Genomic DNA, 26,561 nt, shown 5'->3' on the forward strand with positions numbered 1-26,561 from the left:
CTGCGGCTGCGCGGGTACGCAGCCGGCGTGAGCCGTATCCAGTGGCCTCCCGCCGTGTGGTTCCCGCCCTCCGATGGGCTGCGGGAATGGGCTCCCTTCGGATGCGATTCCGCATGAGATCAGGGAATTTTATAAACATTTCGAGGATGCCTTTTAATTTCTAGCGTCGAACGAGGGGGAGCCGTGAATGCCTGGCAGTCGTGCTTTGGGGGATCGAGATGTGCCGGCGTATGGAGCACGATTTAAGGAACTTAATTCCAATCCGCGCCACCGGTAAATTCCTTCTTCTGTCTTGATGAGGTGGCCAAGGAATGTTCGGGATATCCAACTAAGGCGCCTCCCTCTTGCCGATGACGATGTCTCCGTTACGGGTGTGAATCCTCACGGCATGGTCACTTGTGTCGTCTCTCGTGACATTCACGGTGATGTCGCCCTTCTTGGCGGCCGTGTCGACTGCGTACGTCGCCTCCGGCATGCCGAGCCGAACGTCGCCGTCCTGGCTTCGCACATCGACGAGGTCAGGTGAGGAGACGAAGTTCAGTTCGCTGTCGCCGTTCCGCGAGGTGACAGTGACCGACCTTGCCGAGATCCTGTCGCCCTCTATGGTTCCGTCGCGGCCTTCCAGATCCAGATGGGGCCCGCTGAGGTCCGACAACCGCATGTCGCCGGCTTTGGCCGAGAAGTCTGAGGTGAAGCCTGTGGCTTCAACAAGACCCTTGTCGTTCTCCGCAGTGATCGCGACGTCGCGCGGCACCTTCACGGTGTACTTCGCACCGCAGTTGACGGAGAGACCCGTGCAGTCCAGCGAGAGCGTGAGAACGCCCCCTTCGAGATGCCATCCGGGTTCTATTTCGCCGCCTACTTTCGTACCGCTGACCTGCCGCGTCACCCGAACGCCCTTGACGTCGGCGGCTACGAGTTCCAGGTCGGCGGAGTCGGACTTCACGGTCAGGCTGTCCCCACTGAAATCAAATATTTTCGATTCCACGGCTGTGTTCGCCGGGGTAGCGTCCGGGCTGCATCCCGTTGCTGCGACAGCGAGGATCGCGACGCCCCCGAGGGCGAGAACGGTATGAGGCTTCATTCCCATTGATTCATTCCTTCATAATTCTGGACATGCCGGTGACGCATGCCGTTCATGGTGGTGGTTGGTCCGAAGGACGCGATCGCGTCGGTGGCGAGTTCGTTCCGTGGAGTCAGCAGACAACCTGAATACCGGCCGAGGGATTCTGCTGTCGTGGCGGCAAGGACGTCGCCCTGCCTCACGAGCGCAGAGCCCGGGCTGCGACCGTGCGCGACACACGGGCGGCTTGGAGGGCCAGAGCGAGGCAGGTGGTCACGAGCGTCACGCCTGCGAGCACGCCGAGAGTCGCCCAGGGGAGGCCGTCCAGAACCCGGACGACGCTGATCTCGGCGCCCACGGCGATCGTGGCACTCGTCACCGCGATGGTGATCGCGCTGAAGACGATCGCCGTCCCCGCGTAGATCACTCCCTCATAGATCGTTGATCGAGTGACCACACCTGGTCGCGCACCGGCGACCGTCACGATGGCGGAATCACGTGTGCGCTCCCGCCCGACCAGAGCGATCACAGCAAGGCCGCCCACCCAGGACACGACGAAGACCCAGCCCAGCACGACCAGGACATCGCCCAGTCCGGCGGTGCTCTTGGGCATGACGTTCCCCATGACCATGAAGAGTCCGACGAACGACAGGGAGAGGGCGAAGGGCAGCACCGTGGCCACGCTTCTCGCCGCGCGGGCGCGGCACGATTGCACGGCAAGGTGCCAGGCGACACCGCGCGAGGGCACGAGTGCGGTCCAGAACCTCATCAGAGGTGTGAGCACCCACGGCCCCATCAGCAGCAACAGGCAGATGAGAAAGAGGTCGCCGGCGAAAGCGAAGGCCGTCCGCTGTTCGATTCCGCCCTCCAGTTCCAGTCCCAGCCCGGGAATCCACATCCCGACCACACCGGCGAGAAGGCAGAGGGCGAGGACGCCGCGCGTGACGCCGGGCCGCGCCGGTGGATCGGAGAGGTCTCGGAACGCGCGCATCTCCGGTGTCTTGGCGGCACGGCGCGTGACTCCCCAGCCGCCGAGCAGACACGGAACCACCCCGGACAGCACGCTCGCCCCGACGTGCCAGAGGTGGAATCCGGCCGTGGCTCCGTGCAGGTCGAGTCCCGTGGTCGTCCACTGCGCGAGGGCGGTGCTCGCGACGAGAGGGGCCAGCGGTACTGCCAGCGCGCCGGCTGCAGCGCCGAGCACGACCAGTTCCGTACGCAGAATGAATCTGATGCGATTGCGAGGGATCCCGAGGATCGCCCACAGGGCATGATCGCGTCGCTGGGTCGTCAAGGTCAGACCGACGGTGGATGCGACGATGCCCACGGCGGCAAGCACGGTGAAGAAGACGATGTTGCCGCCGAGCGCGATCGACGCGGACACCATCCGCGCGTCACCCGCCGCCCGCGCTGCCGAGACGGCGGTGAACATGGCGATGACCGAGCCGGCTGCGCATGCCGCACCGACCACTGCGCACAAGAACGTCCACAACCACATGGACGCCTGCATCCGAATGTCCGACAGGACAAGTCGCATCACGACGCCTGCTCACCCGCTTCGTCCTCCGACTGCGCCGCGAGGACGGCATCGCTCACCGCGTGGGAGTCGCCACCGGGAATGACGGCGTGCACTTGCCCGGACCCCAGCACCACGACCTGGTCAGCACGTGCGGCCGCATGAGGGTCGTGTGTGACCATGAGGACCGTGGTTCCCTGCGCGGGAAGTGCCTGCAGCCAATCGAGCACGACATGACCCGACTTGAGGTCGAGCGCGCCGGTCGGCTCGTCGGCGAAGACGATCCGCGGCTGATTCGCGACGACCCGGGCCACCGCGACGCGCTGGCGTTCACCTCCGGAGAGCCGGTCGGGGCGCCGCCGCGCGTGCTGGGCGATACCGAGCCTCGACATGGCGTCGCCGACCCTCGACCTGGGCACCCGATGGCCGGCGAGTCGCGCCGGCAGGGCGATGTTGTCCTCGACCGTCAGCGAGCTGACGAGGTTGTACTCCTGGAAGATGAAACCGACGTTCTCACTGCGGAATGCGGCCTGCATGCGAGGGGGGAGCGAAAGGACATCCGTTCCCAGGACCTCGATGGAACCCGCGGTCGCTTGCTCCAGACCGGCAATGCAGAGCAGAAGCGTCGACTTGCCCGACCCGGAGGGGCCGACGATGGCGGTCAGCCGGCCTTCGGGAATGTCCAGGTCGATATCGTGCAGGACGCGCGCTGTCTCGCGTCGACGGCCCGGGACGGGGAAGTCCATATGCAGGCCGCGCAAACGGATGCACGGCACGGAAGCAGCAGCTGAGATAGGCATGCATCGAGCTAAGCAGGGCACGGCGGGAGCCACACGGGTGCCTGCACTGGTTAAAGGTAGACCTAGGTCTACCTTTTACGCGATCCACAGTATGCGACAATGGCGGGCATGGCGCAGATTCGTATTGCCCGGAGGGTGCTGACGGAATGCATCGCGGCAATGGCTATTCCGATTCTGCTGCTTTCCATTCTCGTTGCGCCGGTCTCGGCCCCGGTGGTGGCGGAGACGGACCGTTCGAGAGCCCGGTGGTGCGGCGTCGAGACGATGCCGCTGAAACCCTCAGACCACAGCTGGGCCCAGTGGGTGGCATTCCGGCTGCGTTCACGGTCAATGTGGCGCACCGACCTCCCGGTTTTCGTGGCCGCCGTGCTCCTGTCCGCGCTGTCACTGCTGGTGGCCTTCTTCGGATTCATCGGCGCTGCCGCTCTGGTGTTCTCCCCCGTCTTCTGGCTCTTCGGTATCGCCGCGCAGGTCGGTCCATTCACCCCTGAATCCGTCAGGGAAACCCTCCTGGCGATGCCCGCGGGCATCGCTCTCGCCGCGGTCACCACTGCCGTACTGACCGGCACATCATTTCTCCGCGACCTTCTCCTGCGCACCTTCTCCGGAAGCCGGGACCCGGATCTGCTCGCGAAACTGGAGGAGCTCCGGACCAGTCGGGCTTCGCTGACCGCGGCCTTCGAATTCGAGCGACAGCGCATCGAACGCGATCTGCACGACGGCGCCCAACAGGAACTCGTCGCCGTCGTCATGCGTCTCGGGATGCTGGAAGCCACGGCCACGGCCGCAGCCGCCGACCAGGAACGAATCGTGCGGCTGGCACGCCAGGCCCAGTCTCACGCGGAGCGTGCACTCGAACGGCTGAGGGACACGGTGCGCGACATCCATCCCCGTGAACTGAGCGACCTCGGTCTCATCGCCGCCGTCCGAGAGCTGGCCGCGCGATCACCTTTGCGGGTCGAATTGAACAGCACCGGCGATGACGCCCAGCTTTCGTCACCGACTGCGACCGCCGTATACTTCACGGTGTCCGAAGCCCTGACGAACATCTCGAAACACGCAGGTGTGGGAAGCGCTCGGGTCGACCTACGATGCGCCACGACCGACGTACACGTGCGTGTGCACGACGATGGTGTCGGCGGTGCGAGAATCAATGCGGGCTCCGGGCTCGCCGGACTGCGCGAGCGAATGCGAAGTGTCGGCGGGAATCTCGAAATTCTCAGCCCACCGGGTGGTGGGACGCTGGTTGTGGCGTCCGCTCCCAGCCAACCCCCATGGTGATAAATTGAAGAAGGACGTTCCCCGGGGAGGGGGGTCATGAGAATTGTTCTGGCAGATGACAGCGTGCTGATAAGGGCCGGCATCCGGGAAATTTTGACCTCCCACGCTCATGATGTCATCCGCGAATGCGAGGACGCCGACGAACTGGTTGCCGCAGTCGACGAGCTGGTGCATGCCGGAGCCGCCCCGAACATGGTGATCACGGATGTCCGCATGCCTCCCCAGAACACCGACGACGGACTGCGTGCCGCGATCGATCTGCGCTCCCGGCACCGGGACCTGCCCGTGCTGGTTCTCTCCGCCTATGTCACGGGTCCCTATGTGAGGGAGCTTCTGAACGGCCCGGGTGCCGACGGAGCCGTCGGGTACCTGCTCAAGGAGAAGGTGGGCAGAGTCGCCGACTTCCTGCGAGCTGTCGAGACGGTCTCCGCAGGTGGCGTCGTGATCGACCCCGAGGTTGTTCGCCACGTCACCCGCGCGGACTCGCCGCAGGGGCCGCTCGCCCGGCTCACCGCTCGTGAAAGGGAAGTACTCGCCCACATGGCCGAAGGGCGCTCCAACGCAGAAATCGCGACGGAGCTGTTCCTTTCCGGCGCTGCCGTGAGCAAGCATGTGGCGAACGTCTTCGTGAAGCTCGGCATGCCTCCCGACGAGGACAACCGACGCGTCAAGGCCATTCTGGCCTGGTTCGAATACAACTGAGGACTGGCTCCCGGGCACCGTCCAGCAGCCCCCACAGCTCCGTGAGCCCCGCGCCGGTGCCGCAGGTTCCTGGTCCCTTCGGCGCCCCGTCGGACACTCCCGGCGACGACTCCCTCAGCGCCCGCCGGAAGGTGTCCAGGTGGATCGCCGGCGACACCGCCACGTCGACAAGCGCCGTCGTCAACCGCTCGGACGGGAGCAGCGGCGGGTGCGGGGCGGACGGGTCGTCGGGGAACAGACCCCGGATCTCCTCGCCCTCGCCCTTCACCAGGAACCGCCCCCCTGCCCCTGGTCCCAGAACAACTCGCCCAGCCGGACCTGGCACAGCTCCGAGGCCCGCACACCGGAAAGGTACGCGGTCCGGCGGGTTCTCGGTGGACGCCACCATGCCCGCGAGCGAGGCCGCGGCGGACAGCCAGGCCATCCAGCCAGGCAGACAGGGCAGCGGTATGAGTCGTACCGTCTTCCTGACCATACGCGCGCAGTAGTTCAATCGGCCCAGAGAGAATCCCGCCCTCATCGCTCAGTATGTCCGCCATCCCCAGTAGGAGCGCTTCGACCTGGACGTCCGGGAGTTGGGCGATGCGACGCCCAGGGATCTGCTGGAGAACACGCGCCGTCCGGTCGGCGTCGCGGCGGCAGATGACTTCTCGCGCAGTGTGCCCGCGTCAAGAGTTGTCGAGACCAAGCCGACACGAGCCTGGCGGTCGATGTCGGTACCCGCCTGGCAGCCGCCGCCGGCACGTCACACTCGATGGTGGTTCCGGTCCGCAAGGGAAGCGGGACGTCGCGGTACTCGCCGACCTTGCGGTGCTTGAGACGGCCGTATGCCTTGGTCGACTGGTTGACCTGCTGACCGCGGCAGCCTCGCCGTTGCGCAGAGCGCAGCTGGAACTGGATCGGACGTTCCCGGGCGGACATCGAGCAGGCCCGCGAGGACTGGATGAACGGGACCCGTTTCGTTGAGGTGAGGGGCTACGACGGCCCTCCGATCCCGGCCCCGGAACTCCCGGCGATCCGCCTGAGGGCCAGGGGCAGGGTGCGCTGACCCGCCGTGACGCCCCATGGGCTGAGTCGCGCGTGCCGGTACTCGTGTCGTTCCTCTGTCGGGGAGTGAGGCACTGCGGCGGCTTCGCCGTCCTCCTTCAGCCCGCGTGAGCCTCGCGGGCTGAATAGATCGTGCGGACCACGCCTTCCAGCTCGGGTTCGATGATGGACAGGTCGGTGACCGCATGCCTGGCCAGGACCGCGCTGATCAGGTCGGAGACCTGGTTCTGCTCCGGGTCGAAGCGCAGGGTGACCGAGTCGGTCCTGGCGTCGGGCGGGTCCTGGAGCACGCCGTCCAGTGCGATCCCCTGCCACGGATGGTTTTCGGCCAGTTGCACCACCAGCTGCCGGTGCGGGGCGTAGCGCGTCTTGAGTGTGTTCACATCGCCGTCGTAGAGGACCTTTCCGTCATCGATGAGCACAATGCGACGGCACAACTGCTCGACGTCGTCCAGGTCGTGCGTGGTCAGGATCGCCGTTACACCCTCCTCGTGATTGAGGACGCCGATGAACTCGCGAATGCGCTCCTTGGCGACGACATCCAGGCCGATGGTCGGCTCGTCCAGGAAGAGGATGCGAGGTTCCGGCAGCATGGCGGCGGCGAGATCGCCGAGCATCCGCTGTCCCAGGGACAGCTGGCGCACGGGGGTGTCGAGGAAGGGGCCGAGGCCGAGCAGTTCGGTGAAGCGTGCGGTGTTGGCACGATGACGGGAACGTTCGACCCCGTACAACTTGCCGATCAGATCGAGTGAATCCCGCAACGGCAGGTCCCACCACAACTGGCTGCGCTGACCGAAGACGACGCCGATATTGCGGGCGTTGCGCTCCCGGTCGCGCCACGGCACGACACCGGCGACCTCGACGTGGCCGGCCGTGGGATGCAGAACTCCTGTGAGGATCTTGATGGTTGTGGACTTCCCGGCGCCGTTCGGGCCGAGGTAGCCGACCACCTCACCCTCATCGATGGTGAACCCCACGCCGTCGACGGCGAGTTTGCTCACGTACTCCCGCGTCAGCAGGGTCCGTATTCCGCCAAATGCTCCAGTGAACCGTTTGGGCCCGCGAAACTCCTTCACCAGCCCGGTTACCCGAATGATCGACATGATCAATAGTCTGGGCGAACAGGGTGGCGACGGTCAACGGTGCTACTTCCGGCCATGGAGCCGTGCTTGGTGAGAGACGTGATCGTGTCCGCCGTCACCTGTGAAGGTATAGGCCGCCGTGAACCGCGCCCGTACCGGGAGCGCCGATCGTTACGGTGCGTCTCCGCGGGCACGATACCCGGCCGGAGTGGCCATGGGTGTGGATTCCCGGCCGGAGGCATCCGGGCCTGCGCCACGATTCGTTGTCCGCGCCGGACGGGCGCACGGTGGCCGCGGCCCTTTCGTGTGCGTCTGACCGGCGGACGAGCTGCGGAAACGTGCCGGGACTCTCCCGGCGGGTCATGGGCGGACGCGCGCGATGTGCGGGCGTAGGTGCCCGGGAACCACGGAACCAATTGCCTGCTATAGCGCAGCAAATCGGACTCATCGGCGGGTCCGATTCTCTGGGCCACAGGTGGATGGCGTAGACAGCTGTTCCGTGATCCATTAGCTTTGTAAGCGCTTACGCGGCAGTGGCGAGCGAAACTTGCCCCTTGTGTCCTAATGCGGATGTTTGATGCTGTCGAGGTGTGTTAGTTGAGGAGTGTCATGGCTTTCCGGGATGAACCAGGGAGCACGAGCGAACAGTCGATTAAGCCCTCGGCGGCTTTGGATCCTCTGAGCAAGCGTGAGCTTGAGGTGTTGCATCTCGTGACCAAGGGCATGACGAATCGAAAAATTGGTACTGTACTGGGAATATCGGAGAGAACCTCCAGGGAGCATGTTGCTCGCATTCTCCTGAAACTCAGGGTCGGTTCGCGGGTCGAAGCCGCTGTGATTGCCGCAGAGGCAAGATTTGAGGCGACTGCTCAGGAGCGCTCGTGAAGTGGGCCGATTGGTTTTCTCGGGGCGCTCGTGGGAGCCCGGGTCCGGCGTAGGAAGGCGTGCGGGGAATCGGTGCGGGTAATGGCTGGAATTCGACAGGAACGGATCGAGTTCGGGTGGACTCGTGACATCTTTCCGCGGGTTTCTGCCAGGTGCCGGGTAAAGCCGTTCGGTGCGAAGGCGTAAAGGTGAAGGCGCGAAGGCGCACAGCGTCGGCCGGGAGCCACCTCGTATCGGGGCAAGGGCTGCTGTGCGCGGTGCTTGTCCTGTCGGTGTGGGAGTTCCCTGTCGTGTCGGGCCGGCCTGGTTCCGCCGACCGCAGGGACGCCGGTATTCCCGCTCGATTCGGAGGATCCCGCATTGCTCCGCGAAGATCCGCCTCTTCGGTGCGGGAGTTCGCGGGCGGCTCGCATGCCCCGTCCTCGCGGGTTCGTCGGCCGTGCTGTTTGAGCGTCGGACGGCTCTGTCCGGTTCCGGTGCACGCCTGAGGTGCAGGGTGTCCTCGGCCCGTCTCGGTGGCCGGCGGATTCCCCGGCGGCGTACGAACGGCGCGGTCCGTGGCGCGGTACCGCGCGAGCGGCCGGGGAGCGGTGGGGATTCCTGCTCGTGCGCACCGCGGCGTGGCCGTCGGCGACCGCCGAATCCCGGGCGTTCCCCACTGCTCCGGGCAGCCGCGCCACAGCCCGTGAATGCCGTCGTCGGCGACGGCCGCGCCCATGGCTTCCGTGATCGGTTGCGTCGGGAGCAGCCGTGACCACGAACGCCTGCGGGCTCCGTCTGCTCCGGCGTACGCGCCCCGCCGACTCGCACGGCGGCCGGCCGGCCCCGTCGCCGCTGCCTCGCCCCTGAACCAGGCCCACCGGACGGGTGGCACTCGGATGAAGTGTCTGCACGGCTTTGAGCTTTTCTCGACGACGCGACGCCGAAGAGGTCCGGACGATGGAGCTTCCCGGATCGCGGCCTACCCAAGAATGAGGAAGATCATGGACGCTGATTGGCCCGAAGAGTTCGAAAATCTCGTACGTTCATATCTGCCGCACCTCGGCGATGGTGAAAGACTTCTTCCTGATTCCGATCTGGTCAGTCTCGGCCTTGATTCGCTCAATGCGGTCGGGTTGCTGCTGGATCTTGAGGGGGCGTTCGATGTGACGGTCCCCGCCGAGGGGCTCACGATCAAGACCGTCGAATCACCTCGCTCTCTGTGGTCGACGATCGGGCAACTGCGCAAGGCGTAGGGGAAGGATTCACGAGAATGTCGGCCTGTCCATCCTCGGCTCCGTGACCCATACCCCAACCCGTGATCCGTCGTCTTGTGATCGACGGTCCGTGCAGGGGTTCCGGCGTTCTCGTCGATGACGGATCACGGCGTGGTCTGATCCAGTGAAGGCAGAGGTTATGCGTACACATCAATTGCGGCTCGATTCTCCGCTGCCGCTCTCGCACGGTGACGAACTTGCGAAGCGCATCTATTATGCGTCGTCGGACATTGAATCATTCCGGCTCATCGAGAAGGAGCAGTGTGTGGTCGCCGTGGAGGTGACCACTGCCGACGAGGTCGAAACGGTGGATCTCGCACGCAAGGTGAACCTCATCAATGATCGGGATGTTCTTCCCCAGCGGATCACCCATACGGAGCGTGTTTGGAGCTCGCCCCATTCCGAGAGGTTCGCTGATGGTGATGTCTATGATCAGCTCCTCGCGCTCGGCCTGGTCCACGAGATGGGGCAGGGGCTGATTGCCTCCAGCGGGCTCTTCACCGCCACGCTCCATGCCCTTGACGAACGTATCCGTAGCCTTGCCGTCGGAAGGTTCGGCGCAAGGGAGCAGCTGTACCCCACGCTTATTTCCACGGAGACCCTTCAGCGTGGCGGCTATCTCGACTCGTTTCCCCAGTTCCTCATGTCTGCCCAACGTCTCCACGCCGATGTGGATACGTACAGTGAGTTTGTGGTGGGAGAGGAAGGCGCGGAAGACGTCGGCGCCCGCCTGGCCAGGCACGGCGAGCATTCTGGGTACTGCCTGCCGCCGACCATGTGCTTCCACACCTATCAGCAATTCCACGGGGAAGAGCTGGGTTCCGGTGGAACCGCGGTGACCTCGCGCGGAAAGTCGTTCCGTCACGAGTCGCGGTACAGCCGCTCCGTGGAGCGGCTGTGGGACTTCACCATCCGGGAGATGGTCTTCTTCGGTGAGGGCAAAGAGGTTGCCGACCTTCGGCAGTCCTTCCTCGAAGCATCGTGCGAGCTCATCGACGAACTGGGTCTGCCCGGCCATGTCGAAGGAGCCAATGATCCGTTCTTCGGGGACGGACGGAACCCCCGGCGGATGCTCGCGCAGCGGCTGAGCGGACTCAAGTACGAGTTGCGGCTTCCCGTCGCGGCGGGGCGCACCGTCTCCGTGGCGTCGTTCAACGCGCATGGCACGCTGTTCGGAGAGGCGTTCAAGATCACGCTGGCCGGCGGCACCACCGCGAGTTCCGCGTGTGTGGGTTTCGGTCTGGAACGGTTTGCCTATTCCTTCTTCTGCCAGTACGGGCCCGAGCTGGGCGACTGGCCCGCATCCGTCCGGAGATCCCTCGGTCTCTGAGGCCGTGTACGAGATCCCGCGCGGTGGTCGGGCAGCCGGGGCCCGGCAATGGTCTCCGGCCGCCCGGCCATCACGCATGCGCGAGAGGATCCTCTGCTCGGGACACCGACCGTTGAGGACCCGGGCCCGCGGCTGACGACAGGCACACCGGGTCCGCACGGAAAGGAAGGACGGACCGCACCGGCCCTGCGGCGCTTCGGATCGCCAACGCCTCCTGAACGCAGCCACTTTCGCGCGGCCGGCGCCTCGATCCGGCTCCGCCGCGCGGGGCCGCTGAACATCGGAGTCCGCCGCGGCCCGTCGGTGGTGACCGTACCGGCCCGGGTGCCCTACGCGGAGTGCTTCCCCGGCTCCCACCAGTCCCGGTGGTCCCGGTACCACTCCACGACCTCGGCGAGTCCCTGACGGAAGCCCACCTTCGGCCGGTAGCCCAGCTCCTCGCGGATCAGGCCGTCGTCCAGCGAGTAGCGCAGGTCGTGCCCCTTGCGGTCCGCGACCCACCGGATCCGCTCCGGGCCGACACCGAACAGCTCCAGGAGATGGCCGACGAGCTGAAGGTTCGTCAACTCCGTTTCGCCGCTGACGTTGTAGATTCCGCCGGCGCGGCCCTTCTCCAGGACCAGTTGCACAGCCCGGCAGTGATCCGTCACATGCAGCCACTCCCGTACGTTCCTCCCGTCGCCGTAGAGCGGAACGGTGCCTCCGTCCAGCAGGCTGGAGACGAAGCGCGGGATGGCCTTCTCCACGTACTGGTAGGGGCCGTAGTTGTTCGCGCAGCGGGTGATGCTGACGTCCACCCCGTGGGTCCGCCAGTAGCTCCTGGCCACCAGGTCCGAGGCGGCCTTCGAGGCGGCGTAGGGCGAGTTGGGCAGCAGCGGCTGTGCCTCGTCCCAGGAACCCTCGGCGATGGAGCCGTAGACCTCGTCCGTCGAGATGTGCACCACTCGCGAAACCCCTGTGGCCAGGCAGCAGTCCAGCAGGTTCTGCGTCCCCAGCACGTTGGTGCTGAAGAACGGCGCGGCATCGGCCACGGACCGGTCCACATGCGATTCGGCGGCGAAGTGCACGACCGCGTCGTGCCCGGGGAGCACATCGAGCAGCGCGTTCCTGGAGCGGACGTCGGCCCGTACGACTTCCAGACGCGGGTGGCCCGTGGGCAGGTTGGCCAGGTTGCCGGCGTATGTGAGGCAGTCCAGTGCCGTGACGCGGGCGGTTTCGTATCCCGCGTAACTGCCGCCCAGCAGTTCCCGTACGTAGTTCGATCCGATGAACCCGGCGGCGCCGGTGACCAGGATTCTCATGTGCCGACCGCCGTCCGCGCGTGGTCACCGGCCGTCAGGACGGAGTCCGGCGCACCGGAGGCCCTCTCGGTGATCGTCGCCTCAGGGCCGGCTGGACGGTCCTGGACGCCGCCCGAGCCGATCGGACGCGCCCCGTCCTGGACGACGCTCCGCTCGGTCCCGGCACGTCGCAGGGGGGCGCGGTCACCCACTGGCGTGGGACAACGGGTCAGCACCGGGTCGCCGGCGAGGGGGACGAGCCGCCGGGGCATCCGATCGGCGCGCGGGCGCAGCCGGGAACCCATGCCTCCGGACAGTACGAGCGTTTTCATGTTCATGCTCCCTGGCTGGTCACGGGCCGACGCTGAACGGTCGGGGGGCGGGATCGGCGGACGACCCGGCCGCGACGATGCGGCCGAGGGTTCGGGCGTCGCTCAGCAACGGGGCGTCGAACTCCCGCGATCCCGTCCGCACGGCTTCCAGAACCCGGGTCAGGAAGAGCCGCATGCTGTCGGCACGGGCCACCTCATGGACGTACTGCCGCTCCCCGGAGTGGACGTGAATACTGCCCTGAGTCTCCGGGGGCAGCGAGAACGGGCGCTCGAAGTCGATGGCGCAGCCACCGCCCAGCAGCCGCAGCGTGTTCTGGTAGACGGTCGTGAATCCGAAGTGCCCGATGGCCGTCCTGCCGCCCGGATAGCCCGCCAGCACGCTGTACGCGGTCTCCAGGCCGTCCTCGGTGCGCCGGCTCACCAGCACGTTCACCTGCTCGGGTTCGGCCTGCCAGAGCACCCTGCCCAGGGACGCCATATAGGGGCCGGTATCGAGGAAGGCGCCGCCTCCCCGGGAGCGGTCGTAGCGGAAGTCGCCCGGGGGAACCGGCGGCGTGAAGACCGCGACCGCCTGGGTGGTCCCGCCGAGACGCTCGGCGATCGACCTGACCTCCGCGTACACCGGATGGAAGCTGTAGCACACCGCCTCCGCGAGAACCAGGGACGAGGACCGGGCCAGCGACACCATCTCTCGGGCCGTGTCCACGTCCAGCAGGCCGGGTTTGTCGACCACGACGTGGTGACCGGCCTTCAGGGCGTGCCGCACCGCTGCCGCGTGCTCGCCGTTCACCAGCGACACGTAGACCAGGCCTGGTCGGGCGGTGTCCAACGCCACCCGCCAGTCGCGGTGGAGGCGTCCCGGCTTCGCGAGCCGTCCGACCGATTCGGCGTCGGCGTGCGCGCTGGCGATGTCGATCGAATCGATTCCGCTCATGGCCGCCGCGGCCGGCAGAACGCGGCGCCCGGCGAACCTAGACATACCTATCAGGAGGAAGTCCATCTCACTCTCACGGCTCTCGGTCGGGGAGTCGGATGCCGCTCCCGGACGGGCATCCGGCGCGGGACTCGTGCGGTTGCGGGACGTGCTGCCGCCGGGGACCGGCGGACGGCAGACCCTGGGCGCGACGCCGTCCGGGCACCGGTCCGCCCGCTCCAGGTGCGCCGGCCGTCACAGCAGGCATGCGGCGAGGCTTCGCACCTCGACGTTGAGGTGGTACCCGAGCCGGTTCATGCGGTTGAGCAGACCGAGGGTCATCCACCGGTAGTTGTCCGGGACTTCGATCTCGTGATCCTCGGGAAGCTGGATCACGACGTGCAGGGTGTCCGCCCGGGAGAAGCGGCCGCCGTCCTCCGACTGGACGGTCCGCAGCCGGATCCAGGACTCGGGTGCTCGGAGATACTCGGTCAGCGGCGGGTGGTCCTGCGGCCCGCGGTACGCGCCGGGGACGAACTGGACCGACGGACCGAGTTCGAGCCGGTCCGTCAGACCCGGCTGCACCATGGCCTGGGCGAGGAACCGCAGTACCCCGGCACGCCGCTGGCAGATCAGGGCCACGACGTTGCCGGCACACGGTTCGAGCATCGGCTGCCACCACGCGCCGACCTCACGGCTGGTCGCCCTGACCGACACGCCGATGATCTCGAAATGGCGGCCGTCACGATGGCGGATGCTGTCGTCGTCGCAGATCCACCCGTCCATCTCCCGCAGGCCGATCCGTCTGGCGTCGAGGCTGAACCTCGCCTTCTGGTCGATGAGCCAGGTCGAGACACCGGAGAGGTCGACGGCCGAGCCCGGCGTCCGGTGCGACTCCAGCACGTCGGAGCGGAACCCGCCGCGCAGTGACTTCGGCGAGGGCCGGCCGCTCCCGGGAGTTCCGTAGGAGATTCCGGAAAGTACCGTACGGGCGTTCATGTTGACGCGATTGCCGAGTCCGAGCTGATCGCGCAGCTGCCCCAGGGTGAGCCAGGCGAAATCCTCCTCGACCGGTACCTCCTCGTCCTCACGCACTTCGACGATCATGTTCCGGTTCCGCTTGAACAGGTACCACGAGGCATGCTCGGACAGCAGCTGGTCGAAGAGCACCCGGCGTCGCGTGCCCTGCATGAAGTAGTCCAGGTACGGGGTGGACCTGCCGCCGTGCACGCGCTGGTAGTTGCTCGGTGTCGCCTGGACCGTCGCCGCGTACTGGACGAACGAGCTGTTGCCGGGCTCCATCTTCGCCTGCATGAGGAAATGCAGCACACCGTCGAAACGCTTGGCGAGGATGCCCAGGATGCCGATCTCGGGCTGGACGATGATCGGCTGGCACCACTGCGGAACAGGCCCGAAGTCCGTACGCACGGACAGTCCCTCGACCCCGAAGAACCGGCCCGACACATGCCCGAGCCGCTCGCCCAGCCGCCATTGCGGGAGGGCGGCCAGCGGCACCCGCTCCACCTCGTACGAAGCGGACCGGTGCCGTTCGTCGAGGAAGGCACTCGCGTCAGGGGTGAGGGGGGAACCCGGCACCATCGCCGACGCGAGGAAGTCCTCGGCCCCGCATGCCTCGGGTGTCACGCCGCTGCCTCCTCTGCCACTTCACGGGCCATGAGCGCCACCCCGGCGGCCAGGCCGAGCGGCTCGAAGTCGATCAGTGACCGCAGCAGCGCCGTGTCCACCACGAGCCGGCCCCGGTCCGTGATCGCGGCGGCACCGGGGACGATCGGTACGACGGAGTCCGTCGCCGCCTCGACCGCGCTGATCACTTCGGCCACCGAGTGCCCGACGCCGGTGCCCACATTGACGATTCGCGGCAGCTGCCGATGCCCGGTGAGCAGATCCAGGGTCCCCCGCACGAAGTCGTCCACATGGAGGAAGTCCCTGATCTGCCGTCCACCCCCGTGCAGCGTGAACGGCGTCGAGGTGAGGGCGCTCCGGAACGCCGCCGAGACGACGTTCTGCCCCCGCGTCCGCGGCAGGAGACGTCCGTAGACGTTGCTGCACCGGAGCGCGCAGGTCCGCAGCCCGTGCACCCTGCCGTAGTACGCCAGGTACTGCTCGGCGGTCAGCCGTGACATCCCGTACGGCGACGTGGGCTCGGCGGTCTCCGACTCCCGCTTGCGTTCCGTCCCCACGGCGTAGACGCCGCCGGCGGACGAGAGGAGCACCACCGCCGTCCCGGGGCTCTCGGCGCGGACCAGCTCGCAGACGGGGATGACGAGCGAAAGGGTTCCGATCACATCCTCGGCCGGCTCGCTGCCGGAGGGCACCGGGAAACGACCGCCGGCGGCGATGACGACCACATCCACGCCGGAGCGGAGCACCTCCGGGAGTCGCTCCGCCCCGTAACCGGGCACGAACACGGCACCGGAGGGGGAAGCGCTGTCCCCGAGCCCATAGGGATCGGAGCGGCCGATCACCGTGACCGCGAGATCACGACGAGGCGCCCCGCGCGCCAGGGCGCTGCCCAGGAATCCGGCGCCGATGACCGCGATACGCGGCGCCGCCGCACCCGCGTTCATCCGGCGTCGCCCGTCAGCAGACCGGTCAGGCGGGCCACCACCGTCTCCTCGCCGTCCTCGTCGAGTGCGCGCGGATCCACTTCGAGCCGGCCCTGGTGCATCTTGAAGTCACGGAGATGGACGGCGGGGGTGCCCTGCGCCGCTTCCCCTGCGAGGGTCCGGGCATCCCGTCCGGCCCCGGCCGGGTCGACGGTCAGCAGCACCCGGTGGATGGCCCGCCCCGATTCGTCCGCGATGACCGTCGCGGAGAGGCCCGGAAGCCCGTCCAGCCGGGCGGCGACCCTGCTCATCCTGGCGTACTGCGCCGCGGCCCGCTCCTGCGGCGTCGTCGCCGTGAACTCCTTCACCGCCTGGAGCAACCCCATGAGGTTCTCCTTCCCCACCTTCATCGGCCGGGCGATGCCCGCGTACTGCGCCCGGCAGGCCTCGATCAGATCGGCCCGCCCGCACACGAACCCGGAGGTCGGAGCGCCCAGCGCCTTGGGACCGCTGTAGATCACCAGGTCGGCGCCGCTGGCCGGCCAGCGGCTGATGTCCTCCTCACCCGCGGCGTCCACGATCACCGGCACGCCGTGCTCCCGGCCGATCGCGACCAGGTCGGCGAGCGGCACCTGCCGGCGATGGACGGCGTGCGTGTGCGAAGTCACGTACACCAGAGCCGCGGTCCGCGGGCCCACGGCTCCGGCGACGTGGGCGGGAAGGGTCTCGTTGACGGACCCCACCTCGACCGTCCGGCCGCCGCCGAGCGCGATCATCTGGCTGATCGGAGCCCCGCCGTAGCTGATGGAATGGCCCTTCTGCAGCACGACGTCGGCCGGCTGCCCGCCGGCGTCCGGCAGCCGCTGGATACGTGGCAGGTCGGTGCCGGCCACGCAGGCTGCCACACACACCGCCATACCGGCGGCGGCCCCGAGAACCGGCCAGGCGTCCTCGCTGCCGGTGGCCTTCGCCAGGTACTCACCGGCGGCCCGCGCCAGTCTGTCCATGTCGACGTGATGCCTGGCCGCGTCGCTCATCGCCGCGATCACACCGGGGCTGAGGGTGCATCCGCCCAGCGGTGTCGAGTTCGCCTGGGCGCTCACTATGGGAGAGACGCCGAGATCCCCGTACTCCATGCTCTGGCTCCTAGTCGCAGTGATTCATCAGGTCGGGCGGGCGAGGTGCCCCGGGATCCGGATCCCGCGCCGCGTGCCGCCGCGCCGCGGATCCGCCGTCCGTCATCCCGAGGCCAGTTCGGCGTCGAGCCAGGACACGAAGCCGCTCAGTGTGGTGTCGTACAGACGCTCCAGCCGCCGGCCCGGAGCGGGGACTTCGCCGCAGGCCACCTGTTGCAGCGCGTCGGCCAGGGACACGGCGTCCGGCCGGTGCAGCGCGATGCCGAGCCCTTCGCGGGCGACCACCTCGCCCGATGTGCCGAAGGCGTCCACGATGCTCGGAATGCCGTGCAGCCAGGTGTCACGCAGGCGAAGGCGCGTGGCGGTCTCGTTCTCCGCACCGGGCTTGGTGATGCAGACGTAGGCCTTCGCCGCCTTGACGTACTGGTCCCGCTCGGAGAGGGCCGGCGGCTCCGCGTTCAACAGCACACTGCCGCTGAGACCCAGTTCGTCGATGGCGTTCCGGACGCGCTCGATGGTGGTTCGAGTGTCCTCGATCGGCCTGGCGTACAGGAACGCCGCGGTCGCGTCCACGCCTCGCTCGCGCAGCAGACGCATGGCCCGCACAAGCGTCAGCGGATCGTAGAACGCCCACATCCCGCCCGTCCAGAGGAAGTCCGCCATGGGGCGCGCCCCGGCCGCGTCGGCCAGCCGCATGCTGCCGCTGCTGAATCCGACCGGCACGGTGCTGACCAGATGGTCCAGCCTCCGCGAGCGGATGATGTCGGCCGGCCTGAGCCTTCCGAAGGCACACAGCACCGTGAGCAGCGCGGTGCGCTCGGACGGAGATCTGCAGAGGAAGTGGTGGCTGACCTGTATCTGCCGCTGGTACGTGGCCAGATAGCGCTGGTACTCGCCGGTCGGGTCGCTGTGCGCGAGGAGTGAGGGGAAGTCCATCTGCTCGATCGGCGCACGGCACTCGCCGACGATCAGTTTGCGCCGGGCGACGGCCAGTTCGAGCCGGTCCCGGTCGGCCGTGTCGAAGAACAGGACGGCCTTCGCCGCCGCGACGGCCCGGTCCGCGTCCGGGCCGGTCCCGACGAGCTCGGCCTCACCCAGATCCACGGGATCCGCCGCGGGCGGAGCGATGACGAACACGCGGAAGTGCCGGCTGAGGACCTGGGTGATCTCGGCCAGGCGCTGTCCCGCGCCGGCGATGGACCTGTCCGACAGAGAGTACGAACCGGCGTCCACGACGATGGTGTGCTCGGGCACGGGGCCTCCAGATTCCTCGGGGGTCGCAGGCGACCCGCATGGCGGGACAGGTCATCGGTGAAACAGCGGCGGACGGGACCGCTCCCTGCGGGTCCGCCGGCCCCGGCGTCCGGCGCGCCTGGGCGCCGCGCCGGTGAACTCCTGGGCGAGCGAACCGGCTTCCTCCCGTGCCGCCGTGGGAGCGGGCCGGCCGGCCCGGCTCCGTGCCGAGCCGCGGCGTGGGCCGGCACCCGGCCCGGCCGGGCCCGGAGGTTCAGCCGGATGCCCTCGGCCGTGGGGCGCACGGGCCCGGTCCGCACCCTTGGAGTGCCCCCTGGCCCCTGACGACGGGGGATCCCGCGGTGGCCGGGGATCCGCACGCGTGCTCCGCGCCGACGAGCCGGGCCCGTACGCCTCCAAGAAGCGGGCGGACTCCGCGGCCCTGGTGCCCCGGGCGCGATTCCCGGCGACAGGCGACTCATCTCGGCGGCGCCGCGGGTGCGGGCCTGCGGGAGCATCCGGCCATCGTGTGCGGAGGCGGGTGCGGCCGGCCGTCTCCGCGCGAACGCCGGAGGCCGCCGCCCGCTCGTCGTGCGCCACGACGCACCGCTCACGGGTGGTGCGGTGTACGGCGTGCGCCGGGAATCCGGTCGGCCCCGGACCGTTCCCGGTGCGCAGCCGCCGTCAGCCCGCCGTCAGTCCGCCGCCAGGACCCGTTCGAGCGTCGCGTAGCCCGCCGGCTCCCAGGTCGGCTTGCCCCCCGGCAGACCGAGCCTGCCGTTGCGTCCGATCGCGATCAGGTTGAGGGCGCGCAGGACGGCCCAGCCCCGGGCACGGGCGACCGTGGCTTCGTCGGCGCTCTCGTAGGCGTCGAAGAACCGGCCCGCCGCACCGGCGGGCAACAGGATCCAGGCGGCCGACAGATCGGTCGCCGGATCGCCCGCGCACAGCTCGCCGAAGTCGATCACTCCGGCGAGTGTTCCGTCCTGGACGACCACGTTCGCCGGATGCAGGTCACCGTGCAGCCAGAGCGGCGCACCCTGCCAGGCGGGTGCCGCCACGGCCTTCTCCCATACCGCCCGCGCGGCGTCGGCGTCCTCGTGGCCCGAGATGACCTCGAACACGTCGTCGATGGGAGGCAGTCCGGCCAGGGGGATGCCGCGTGACGGGTTGGCCGGCGCGTCGGCCGGAGCCTGCTGATGCAGCGTCCGCAGGAAACCCGCGAGGACCTCCGCGGCCTCGATGCGGGTGATCGGCGTGTAGTCGGCCGGCTCGCCGTGGACCCAGCGCGCGACGGTCCAGGTGTGCTCGAAGAGGGGAGAGGGTTCGCCGACGCGCACCGGGACGGGCGTCGGCAGCGGAAGGCGCTCGGCCAGCGCCGGAAGCCATGTCTGTTCCATGCGCAGCAGAGCCGGTGCCCGCTCGGTGCGCGGCATGCGCACCGCCAGATCCTCCCCGAGACGGAACTGCTGATTGTCCCAGCCCCCGTTGACGTCACGCAGTTCAAGGTCCGCGATATCCGGGTGCTGATCCCGCAGCAGCGCGCGCACCAGATCCTGCTCGAATTTCAACTCTTCCATCGAGGAGCTTCCCATCATTTCATCGGCATGCATCGAAAAGCCGGCAGCGGTCGGAGAGCGAGAGTCGGCGAGGGCGGTCGGCGCTATTCGCCGCGTTCCCCGGAGGTGCGCGGCGCCGGAGCCCGGACAAGGGCCGCCGCCCGCCGGCCGGCCATGGTCCGCGCCTCCGGCTGCCGTGCACAGGCCCCGACGCCGTCCGCCGCACGGACGCGGCACCCGGGTCCCCGGTGCCCCGTCGAGCGGCGGGATTCCTTCCCTCCCATCGGCCACTTCCTCTGCGACCAGGGGGGTTCCGCCCCGAAGTCACCGTATCAACAAGCTCGTTGGCATCTCGCACACGAGTACTGACCGGCACCGCGCCCGCATCGAATGCGGGACGGGGCCGGTGATCAGACACTACCCATTCACCGTCGTCGGGGTGACGTGGCCGATGCTCCATGGTCGATGGGCCACTAGACACGGTGACTGCTCGGCAGGAGTATCGCTTCGTATTCCAACCAGCACGAGCAGGTCCGCTCTCCGGGAGAAATACCTTGGACATCAATTCTCTGCAGCGAATCGCATGGGACAACAAGGTGCTGAAGGGTTACAACACCACCGACCTGCCCCTGGAGTTCTGCATGCTCCAGGAAAAGGTGGCAGCGGCCTTCACCTCATGGCGGAAGGGGACGGATCTTTTCGGGGAGGAACTCGCCGACGTCGTCCTCTACGCGACGAGCATCGCCGAGATGGCCGGCCTCGATCTGCAGGAGGCCGTCCGGACGAAGGTCGGCAAGAACGCGGCACGTCCGGATTGAGAGACGCGGTACGTCCGGATCGAGAGACAGGGGAGCTGAGAACGTCATGGGCAATGCCGACAGCGGAACGCGAGCACTGTCCTTCGGTGAGATCGTCGATCGTTACGACCGGTACCGGCCCAGCGTGCCGCCGGAGGCCCTGGACTGGCTCCTTCCGGACGGATGCGCGACGGTGGTCGATCTCGCCGCCGGCACCGGCGCGCTGACCCGGCGGCTGGTGGGCCGCGTACAGGACGTCGTCGCCGTCGAGCCCGACCCGCGGATGCGCGAGACCCTCGCCGGCAACTGTCCGCAGGTGCGGATCCTGCCGGGGACCGCCGAGCGGATGCCGCTGCCCGACGGCCGGGCGGACGCGTTGCTGATAGCCATGGCCTGGCACTGGATGGACCCGCAGCGCGCCGTGCCGGAGATCGCGCGTGTGCTCCGCGGCGGCGGTACGTTCGGCGTCCTGTGGAACCACCGCGACGTCTCCGTCCCCTGGGTCGCCGAACTCGACCGGTTCACCCGCGCGCTGCGGGCCCGTGAGAGCGGTGGGGATGCCGCGGCGCAGGCGCCGGGACGCAACGTCCCGGACCCGCCGACCGGGACACTGTTCAGCCCTCTCGTGGAGATGCGCATGACCTGGTCGATGCCCGTCACCGCCGAGGAGATCGTCGGGCTCCTGGGCACCGACGCCGGCGCGATCGCGTTGTCGGCGCAAGCCCGGCAGGCCGTGGACGAACAGGTGGCCCGGTACGCGCGCGACGAACTGGGTCTGTCGGGGGACCGGAAGATCGAACTGCCGGTGGCGTGCCGTGCTCTGCGCACCACCAGGAACCCCGTCACCGCACCATGAGCGCCTTCGGCACCCGCGTGAACCGGGTGGAGGACCGGCGTCTGCTCACCTCGGGCGGCGTCTACGTGGACGATCTGCGGGTACCCGCGCTCCGCGGAGCGGCGTACGTGACCTTCGTACGCTCCCCGGTCGCGCATGCGGTGATCACCCGTATCGACACCTCCCGGGCGCGGGCCCGTCCCGGGGTGGTGGCCGTCTACACGGCCGCGGACCTGACCGGCCTGCCCGCACCCCAGCCGTTCGGGCGTCCGGCGCACAGCGGCGGGTTCTTCGCCGAGCCCCTGCTCGCCGGGGAGAAGGTCCGGTTCGTGGGGGAGCCCGTCGCGGTCGTGCTCACCGACGCGCGGTACGACGGCCAGGACGCCGCGGAGCTCGTCGACGTGGAGTACCGGCGGCTCCCGGCGGTCGTGGGCCCTGCCCAGGCGCTCCGCGACGGCACCCTCCTGTTCGAGGAGGCCGGATCCAACCTCGCCGACCAACGGGACCGCGACACCTATGACGACACCGTCTTCGACGGAGCGGACGTGGTCGTCGAGCGGGAGATCGTCAACCACCGCGTGGCCTGCGTCCCCATGGAGGGCCGTGCCACCGCGGCCGTCTTCGACGGCACGAGGCTCACCGTGTGGCACAGCAGCCAGAACGCCCAGCGCTGCCGGAGCACCCTGGCCGAGTCCCTGGGCATCCCGGCCGAAGCGATCCGGGTGATCGTCCCCGATGTCGGCGGCGGGTTCGGCGCGAAGATCGGCATCGACCGGGACGCGATCGTCGTCGCCTGGGCCGCGTGGAGGTCGGGCACCGCCGTTCGGTGGGCGGAGAGCCGCGCCGAGAACCTCGTCGCCATGACCCAGGGCCGCGCCCAGCTCAACCGGGTCAGGATCGGCGGCCGACGCGACGGCACGATCACGGCGTACCGCCTCGACGTAGTCCAGGACGCCGGCGCCTACCCGCGCACCAGCACGCTCGCACCCGTGACCTGCACGATGGCCCCCGGTGTGTACGACATCCCGCAGGTGCAGAGCGGCTATCGGGTCGTCGTCACGAACGGGACCCCCGTCAACAAGTACCGCGGCGCGGGCCGCCCGGAGGCGACGGCCGCCATCGAGCGGGCGGTGGACCTGTTCGCCGCCGAGATCGGCATGGATCCGGCCGAGGTCCGCCGCCGCAATGTCATCGCCGCGGACGCGTTCCCCTTCCGGACCGGAACCGGGGCCCTGTACGACTCCGGTGAGTACGGGGCGGCCCTCGACAGGCTCCTCGGCGCCGCGGCGTACCCCCGGCTCAGGGCCGAGCAGGCCGCGCGCAGGGACAAGGGGTGCGTGAACGCGCTCGGCATCGGCATCTCCGTCTACGTGGAGATGACCGGCGGCGGTGGTGAGACCGCCAGGGTGACCGTGGACGGCCGGGGACACGCGAGGGTCCTGACCGGCAGCTCGACGCAGGGCCAGGGACACCGCACCGCCTGGTCGATGCTGGTCGAGGCCGAGCTCGGGATTCCGGTGGACCGCATCACCGTCGTGCACGGGGACACCGACCTGATCCCGAAGGCCGTCGGCACCTACTCCAGCCGGTCCCTGCAACTCGGCGGCTCCGCGGTCCACCAGGCCGCCGCCGACGTCCGGAACCAGGCCCGGCGGCATGCCGCCGGCCTGCTCGCGGTCCGCGAGAGCGACGTCACCCTCGACGTGGCTTCCGGCACGTGGCACGTGGCAGGAGACCCCGGCCGGTCCCTGACCTGGGAGCAGGTCGTCGGGCACACCGGAGCGGGAAGCATCCGCGCCGATGCCGAGTTCGCCTCGGACCGGCCGACGTTCCCGTTCGGCGCGCATCTCTCGGTCGTCGAGGTCGACACCGAGACGGGGATGGTCACGGTGCTCCGGCACATGACCGTGGACGACGCCGGGCCGGTCCTCAACCCGGTGCTCGCGGAGGGCCAGCGCCACGGAGGCATCGCGCAGGGGATCGCCCAGGTGCTGTTCGAGGAGGTGCGCTACGACGCGGACGGCAATCCACTCCACGCGACGCTCGCCGACTACGGGGCCGTCGCCGCCGCCGATCTGCCCGACTTCGAGCTGGAAGCCGGCGAGACCCCCACCGACGTCAATCCCCTCGGTGTCAAAGGGATCGGCGAAGCGGGCACGATCGGTTCCATTCCCGCGGTGCAGAACGCCGTCATCGACGCGGTCGCCCATCTCGGTGTCCGGCACATCGACATGCCGATGACACCGGACCGTGTCTGGGCGGCGATCGGGGAAGCGGGCGCCGAGCGCCGGTCCCGACGTCGAACGGCGAACGGATCCCCGGCCGACGGGTCCGTGTGACCGCGGAACCGGTCCTCACCATCCCCGTCGGCCCCACACGACGACCGGTGCCCGTCACGCGCCCACCGGCGACGCCCGCCCGTTCTCAAAAGGAAGACATGAATCGCATCTCGGTGAACGTGGACGGCACGACGTACGAGGACGAGGTGGAACCCAGGCTCCTCCTCGTCCACTACCTGCGGGACCGGCTGTCCCTGACCACCGCCCAGAGCGGCTGTGACACGGGGAACTGCGGGGCGTGCACCGTCGACCTGGACGGGGCGAGCGTCAAGAGCTGCTCCGTCCTGGCGGTCCAGGCGGACGGCGCTGAGGTGACGACCCTCCAGGGGCTCGCCCGGGACGGCGAGTGGCATCCGCTCCAGCGGTCGTTCCACGAGCGGCACGCCCTGCAGTGCGGCTACTGCACCCCGGGGATGATCATGGCGGCCCGCGATCTGCTCCGGCAGAACCCCGACCCGAGTCCCCAGGAGGTCCGGAACTCGCTGAGGGGCAACCTCTGCCGATGCACCGGCTACCAGAACATCGTCGGGGCGGTGCTCGCCGCGGCCGCCGCCCGGGAGTCCGAGCCGGCACCGGCGGCGGGCGGTGAGCGGACGTGGTGATGAGCACGGCGGAGTCCGCCGCCGGGGCCGGCCCGGGGCGCGGTCCCGCCGTCCCGGACAGCACGCGGGACTCGCGGTCTCCAGGAGGTGCGGCGTGATTCCCGCGGCGTTCGACTACGCGTGCCCGACGAGCGTCGACGAGGCCGTCCGTCTGCTGGCCGAGTGCGGCGAGGAGGCGAAGGTGCTGGCAGGCGGCCAGAGCCTGCTGCCGATGCTGAGACGGCGAGCCGCCTCACCGCGGTGGGTCATCGACGTCAACCGGGTGCCGCGGCTTCGCGGTGTACGACAGGAGGCGGACTCGCTCGTCATCGGCGCCATGACCACCCACCACGACGTCATCCACGACGAGCTGGTCCGCCGCCACGCCCCGCTGCTGGCCATGGCCACGGAGACGGTCGGCGACCCGGCCGTCCGGCACCGGGGAACCATCGGCGGGTCCGCAGCCCATGCCGATCCGGCCGGGGATCTGCCCCCGGTGATGCTGGCGCTGAACGCCGTGATGGTTTCGCGGGGCCCGCGAGGACGGCGCACCGTCCCGGCCGCCGACTTCTTCGTCGACCGCCTGGTCAACGCGCTGGAGGCCGACGAACTGCTCGTCGGGATACGGGTGCCCGCGCTGGGGGAGGGCTGGGGCTTCCACTACGAGAAGTTCCAGTTCTCGGCGCAGGCCACCACATGGGTCGGCGTGGCCGCGGCGGTGCGACGCGAGAGCGGGAGCATCGTCGAGGCGCGTATCGGGCTGGCCAATATGGGCGCCACCCCGCTGCGGGCGTCCGCGGCCGAGGCGGCACTTGCCGGTGCGGATGCCACGGAGGATGCCGTGGCGCGGGCCGTCGGGACCGCGGCGCGGGGCGCCTCGCCGATGTCCCGCCCGAGCGCTCCGTCCGAGTACCGGGCCCACCTGGCACGGGTGCTGACGCGTCGCGCCGTCCTCGCGGCAGCGGGGATCACCGGAAGAAACGCTGTCTGAGGTCCACACATCGATCTGAGGGTGCCCGTGGACGGCGCAGTCCTCCCCCTCGAATCAGGAACGGGTCGCATGAACAACCCACGCGTCGATTTTCCTTCCCCGGTACCGCGACCGGGCAACCGGTCCGCTCGCGAGCAGGACAGCGTGAACGGCCAGGCCCCGCCTCCCCTGACCCGGCGTCAGGAAGGCATCGCCTACGCCGGGATAATAAAGGTTCAGATCCGCACACAGCTGATCTACCGTGCGGACTTCCTGTTCGGTCTCATCGGGATTCTCACACAGATCTACCTGCTCAAGCTGGTATGGACGGCGGTCTTCCCGGAATCGGGATCCGCTGCCGGATCCGACGGAAGCCGGATCACTCTTTCCACCCAGATCGCCTATGCGACACTCGCCATGCTCCAATACTGGCTGTTCAATCCGTCGAGACTCTCGCTCATTCCCGATCGTATTCGACAGGGCAATGTCGTCATCGATCTGGTGCGTCCGGTCAGCTTCACCGCGCAGATGTTCTTCTCCCAAGTCGGAACCACTTTCGCCATGGTGCCGTTCGCGGTGACAGCCCTGCCGTTCGCGATACTGATCGGCGGAATGCAGCCGCCGGCCTCGGCGGGCGCGGCATGTGCGTATGCGCTCAGTCTGGTCCCTGCCTATCTGATCACCGTCCTGTTGTCCGAGACCGTGAGCATGGTGGCGTTCTGGACGATGGAGATCGGTGGAATCTTCTTCATCTATCGCATGGTTTCCCAGCTGCTCTCCGGGACTCTGGTGCCGCTGTGGTTCATGCCGGACCCGATTGCGGCGCTGGTGCAATGGATGCCGTTCCACGCCACCATCTACACCCCGCTGTCCCTCTACCTCGGCCAACTCGGCGGTCCGGGCGAGACGTTGACCGCGCTGGGCGTCCAGTGGGCCTGGGTCGCCGTGCTGTGGCTGGTGCTGCGTTTCGTATGGCTCCGGGCCATGCGGCAAGTCGTCGTCCAGGGAGGGTGAGCATGGGAGTCGCCGGAATGGACGGGACTTCGCCCGCATGTCA

The 26,561-nt window shown here is 68.6% G+C and carries 23 protein-coding genes and 1 pseudogene; 12 read left to right on the forward strand and 12 right to left on the reverse strand.

All coding sequences use genetic code 11. The features are described 5' to 3' along the window. Positions 1-328: 328 nt before the first annotated feature. The 3 genes from ABT170_RS27375 to ABT170_RS27385 all read right to left on the reverse strand — a co-directional run bounded on the left by ABT170_RS27375 (position 329) and on the right by ABT170_RS27385 (position 3,412). Positions 329-1,090: a DUF4097 family beta strand repeat-containing protein gene (locus ABT170_RS27375; RefSeq protein ID WP_329947157.1), complete on the reverse strand. Its 762-nt coding sequence runs from the start codon at positions 1,088-1,090 to the stop codon at positions 329-331. 172 nt (positions 1,091-1,262) lie between these two features. Next, positions 1,263-2,495, reverse strand: a complete 1,233-nt coding sequence (locus ABT170_RS27380) for an FtsX-like permease family protein (protein ID WP_329947156.1) — start codon at positions 2,493-2,495, stop codon at positions 1,263-1,265. Between the two features lie 104 nt (positions 2,496-2,599). Then, positions 2,600-3,412, reverse strand: coding sequence for an ABC transporter ATP-binding protein (locus ABT170_RS27385; protein WP_351871710.1), 813 nt, complete (start codon positions 3,410-3,412; stop codon positions 2,600-2,602). Between the two features lie 75 nt (positions 3,413-3,487). Here ABT170_RS27385 and ABT170_RS27390 point away from each other — a divergent pair, with 75 nt between their 5' ends. The 3 genes and pseudogenes from ABT170_RS27390 to ABT170_RS27400 form a co-directional block, all read left to right on the forward strand. Further along, entirely contained in the window at positions 3,488-4,660 is a 1,173-nt protein-coding gene (locus ABT170_RS27390; protein ID WP_329947154.1) for a sensor histidine kinase, read from the forward strand. 36 nt (positions 4,661-4,696) lie between these two features. Further along, positions 4,697-5,362 carry a response regulator transcription factor gene (locus ABT170_RS27395; RefSeq protein ID WP_329947153.1) on the forward strand — a complete coding sequence of 222 codons (666 nt, stop codon included), beginning with the start codon at positions 4,697-4,699 and terminating at the stop codon, positions 5,360-5,362. A gap of 889 nt (positions 5,363-6,251) precedes the next feature. Further along, positions 6,252-6,410, forward strand: a pseudogene (locus ABT170_RS27400) (pirin family protein); the annotation flags it as partial. Positions 6,411-6,507: 97 nt separating this feature from the next. Here the strand turns inward: ABT170_RS27400 and ABT170_RS27405 are convergent. Continuing rightward, positions 6,508-7,512: an ABC transporter ATP-binding protein gene (locus ABT170_RS27405; RefSeq protein WP_329947304.1), complete on the reverse strand. Its 1,005-nt coding sequence runs from the start codon at positions 7,510-7,512 to the stop codon at positions 6,508-6,510. Positions 7,513-8,100: 588 nt separating this feature from the next. Here ABT170_RS27405 and ABT170_RS27410 point away from each other — a divergent pair. From ABT170_RS27410 to ABT170_RS27420, 3 genes are all read left to right on the forward strand, one after another. Further along, positions 8,101-8,376 (forward strand): LuxR C-terminal-related transcriptional regulator, encoded by a 276-nt coding sequence (locus ABT170_RS27410; RefSeq protein ID WP_266926492.1) that lies wholly within the window; start codon positions 8,101-8,103, stop codon positions 8,374-8,376. A 983-nt stretch (positions 8,377-9,359) separates the two neighbouring features. Continuing rightward, a complete protein-coding gene (locus ABT170_RS27415) occupies positions 9,360-9,611 on the forward strand; it encodes a phosphopantetheine-binding protein (RefSeq protein ID WP_329947152.1) in 252 nt (83 codons plus the stop codon). Between the two features lie 160 nt (positions 9,612-9,771). Further along, positions 9,772-10,962: a class-II aminoacyl-tRNA synthetase family protein gene (locus tag ABT170_RS27420; protein WP_351871719.1), complete on the forward strand. Its 1,191-nt coding sequence runs from the start codon at positions 9,772-9,774 to the stop codon at positions 10,960-10,962. Between the two features lie 329 nt (positions 10,963-11,291). Here the strand turns inward: ABT170_RS27420 and rfbB are convergent, their stop codons facing one another. The 8 genes from rfbB to ABT170_RS27460 all read right to left on the reverse strand — a co-directional run bounded on the left by rfbB (position 11,292) and on the right by ABT170_RS27460 (position 20,003). Further along, positions 11,292-12,263 carry a dTDP-glucose 4,6-dehydratase gene (gene rfbB, locus ABT170_RS27425; RefSeq protein ID WP_351871721.1) on the reverse strand — a complete coding sequence of 324 codons (972 nt, stop codon included), beginning with the start codon at positions 12,261-12,263 and terminating at the stop codon, positions 11,292-11,294. Continuing rightward, on the reverse strand, positions 12,260-12,574 hold the full coding sequence (locus tag ABT170_RS27430; RefSeq protein WP_329947149.1) for a hypothetical protein: 315 nt from the start codon (positions 12,572-12,574) through the stop codon (positions 12,260-12,262). The genes rfbB and ABT170_RS27430 overlap by 4 nt, the downstream gene beginning before the upstream one ends. A 19-nt stretch (positions 12,575-12,593) precedes the next feature. Further along, positions 12,594-13,574: a Gfo/Idh/MocA family protein gene (locus ABT170_RS27435; RefSeq protein ID WP_351871724.1), complete on the reverse strand. Its 981-nt coding sequence runs from the start codon at positions 13,572-13,574 to the stop codon at positions 12,594-12,596. A 168-nt stretch (positions 13,575-13,742) separates the two neighbouring features. Next, positions 13,743-15,131: an NDP-hexose 2,3-dehydratase family protein gene (locus ABT170_RS27440; protein ID WP_351871727.1), complete on the reverse strand. Its 1,389-nt coding sequence runs from the start codon at positions 15,129-15,131 to the stop codon at positions 13,743-13,745. Continuing rightward, positions 15,128-16,075 (reverse strand): NAD-dependent epimerase/dehydratase family protein, encoded by a 948-nt coding sequence (locus ABT170_RS27445; protein WP_351871730.1) that lies wholly within the window; start codon positions 16,073-16,075, stop codon positions 15,128-15,130. Before ABT170_RS27445 ends, ABT170_RS27440 begins: the two co-directional genes overlap by 4 nt. Next, positions 16,072-17,190 (reverse strand): PLP-dependent aminotransferase family protein, encoded by a 1,119-nt coding sequence (locus ABT170_RS27450; protein ID WP_329947145.1) that lies wholly within the window; start codon positions 17,188-17,190, stop codon positions 16,072-16,074. The genes ABT170_RS27445 and ABT170_RS27450 overlap by 4 nt, the downstream gene beginning before the upstream one ends. 102 nt (positions 17,191-17,292) lie before the next feature. Beyond that, complete coding sequence (locus ABT170_RS27455; RefSeq protein ID WP_351871733.1) at positions 17,293-18,444, reverse strand: hypothetical protein; 1,152 nt, start codon at positions 18,442-18,444, stop codon at positions 17,293-17,295. 674 nt (positions 18,445-19,118) lie between these two features. After that, the gene (locus ABT170_RS27460) at positions 19,119-20,003 is read right to left on the reverse strand and encodes an aminoglycoside phosphotransferase family protein (protein WP_351871736.1); all 885 of its coding nucleotides are present in this window, start codon (positions 20,001-20,003) and stop codon (positions 19,119-19,121) included. 533 nt (positions 20,004-20,536) lie between these two features. On the opposite strand from ABT170_RS27460, the gene ABT170_RS27465 reads away from it, so the two are divergent. The 6 genes from ABT170_RS27465 to ABT170_RS27490 all read left to right on the forward strand — a co-directional run bounded on the left by ABT170_RS27465 (position 20,537) and on the right by ABT170_RS27490 (position 26,518). Then, positions 20,537-20,800 carry a nucleoside triphosphate pyrophosphohydrolase family protein gene (locus ABT170_RS27465; protein ID WP_329947142.1) on the forward strand — a complete coding sequence of 88 codons (264 nt, stop codon included), beginning with the start codon at positions 20,537-20,539 and terminating at the stop codon, positions 20,798-20,800. A 46-nt stretch (positions 20,801-20,846) separates the two neighbouring features. Next, positions 20,847-21,635, forward strand: coding sequence for a class I SAM-dependent methyltransferase (locus ABT170_RS27470; RefSeq protein ID WP_329947141.1), 789 nt, complete (start codon positions 20,847-20,849; stop codon positions 21,633-21,635). Further along, positions 21,632-23,953, forward strand: coding sequence for a xanthine dehydrogenase family protein molybdopterin-binding subunit (locus ABT170_RS27475; protein WP_351871740.1), 2,322 nt, complete (start codon positions 21,632-21,634; stop codon positions 23,951-23,953). The genes ABT170_RS27470 and ABT170_RS27475 overlap by 4 nt, the downstream gene beginning before the upstream one ends. A gap of 98 nt (positions 23,954-24,051) precedes the next feature. Further along, positions 24,052-24,555, forward strand: coding sequence for a (2Fe-2S)-binding protein (locus ABT170_RS27480; protein ID WP_329947139.1), 504 nt, complete (start codon positions 24,052-24,054; stop codon positions 24,553-24,555). Positions 24,556-24,649: 94 nt separating this feature from the next. Next, positions 24,650-25,525 (forward strand): FAD binding domain-containing protein, encoded by an 876-nt coding sequence (locus ABT170_RS27485; RefSeq protein ID WP_351871743.1) that lies wholly within the window; start codon positions 24,650-24,652, stop codon positions 25,523-25,525. A 69-nt stretch (positions 25,526-25,594) separates the two neighbouring features. After that, positions 25,595-26,518 (forward strand): ABC transporter permease, encoded by a 924-nt coding sequence (locus ABT170_RS27490; protein WP_329947137.1) that lies wholly within the window; start codon positions 25,595-25,597, stop codon positions 26,516-26,518. Positions 26,519-26,561 lie beyond the last annotated feature (43 nt).

This window comes from Streptomyces sp. NPDC001787 (assembly GCF_040297465.1).
Classification (GTDB): domain Bacteria; phylum Actinomycetota; class Actinomycetes; order Streptomycetales; family Streptomycetaceae; genus Streptomyces.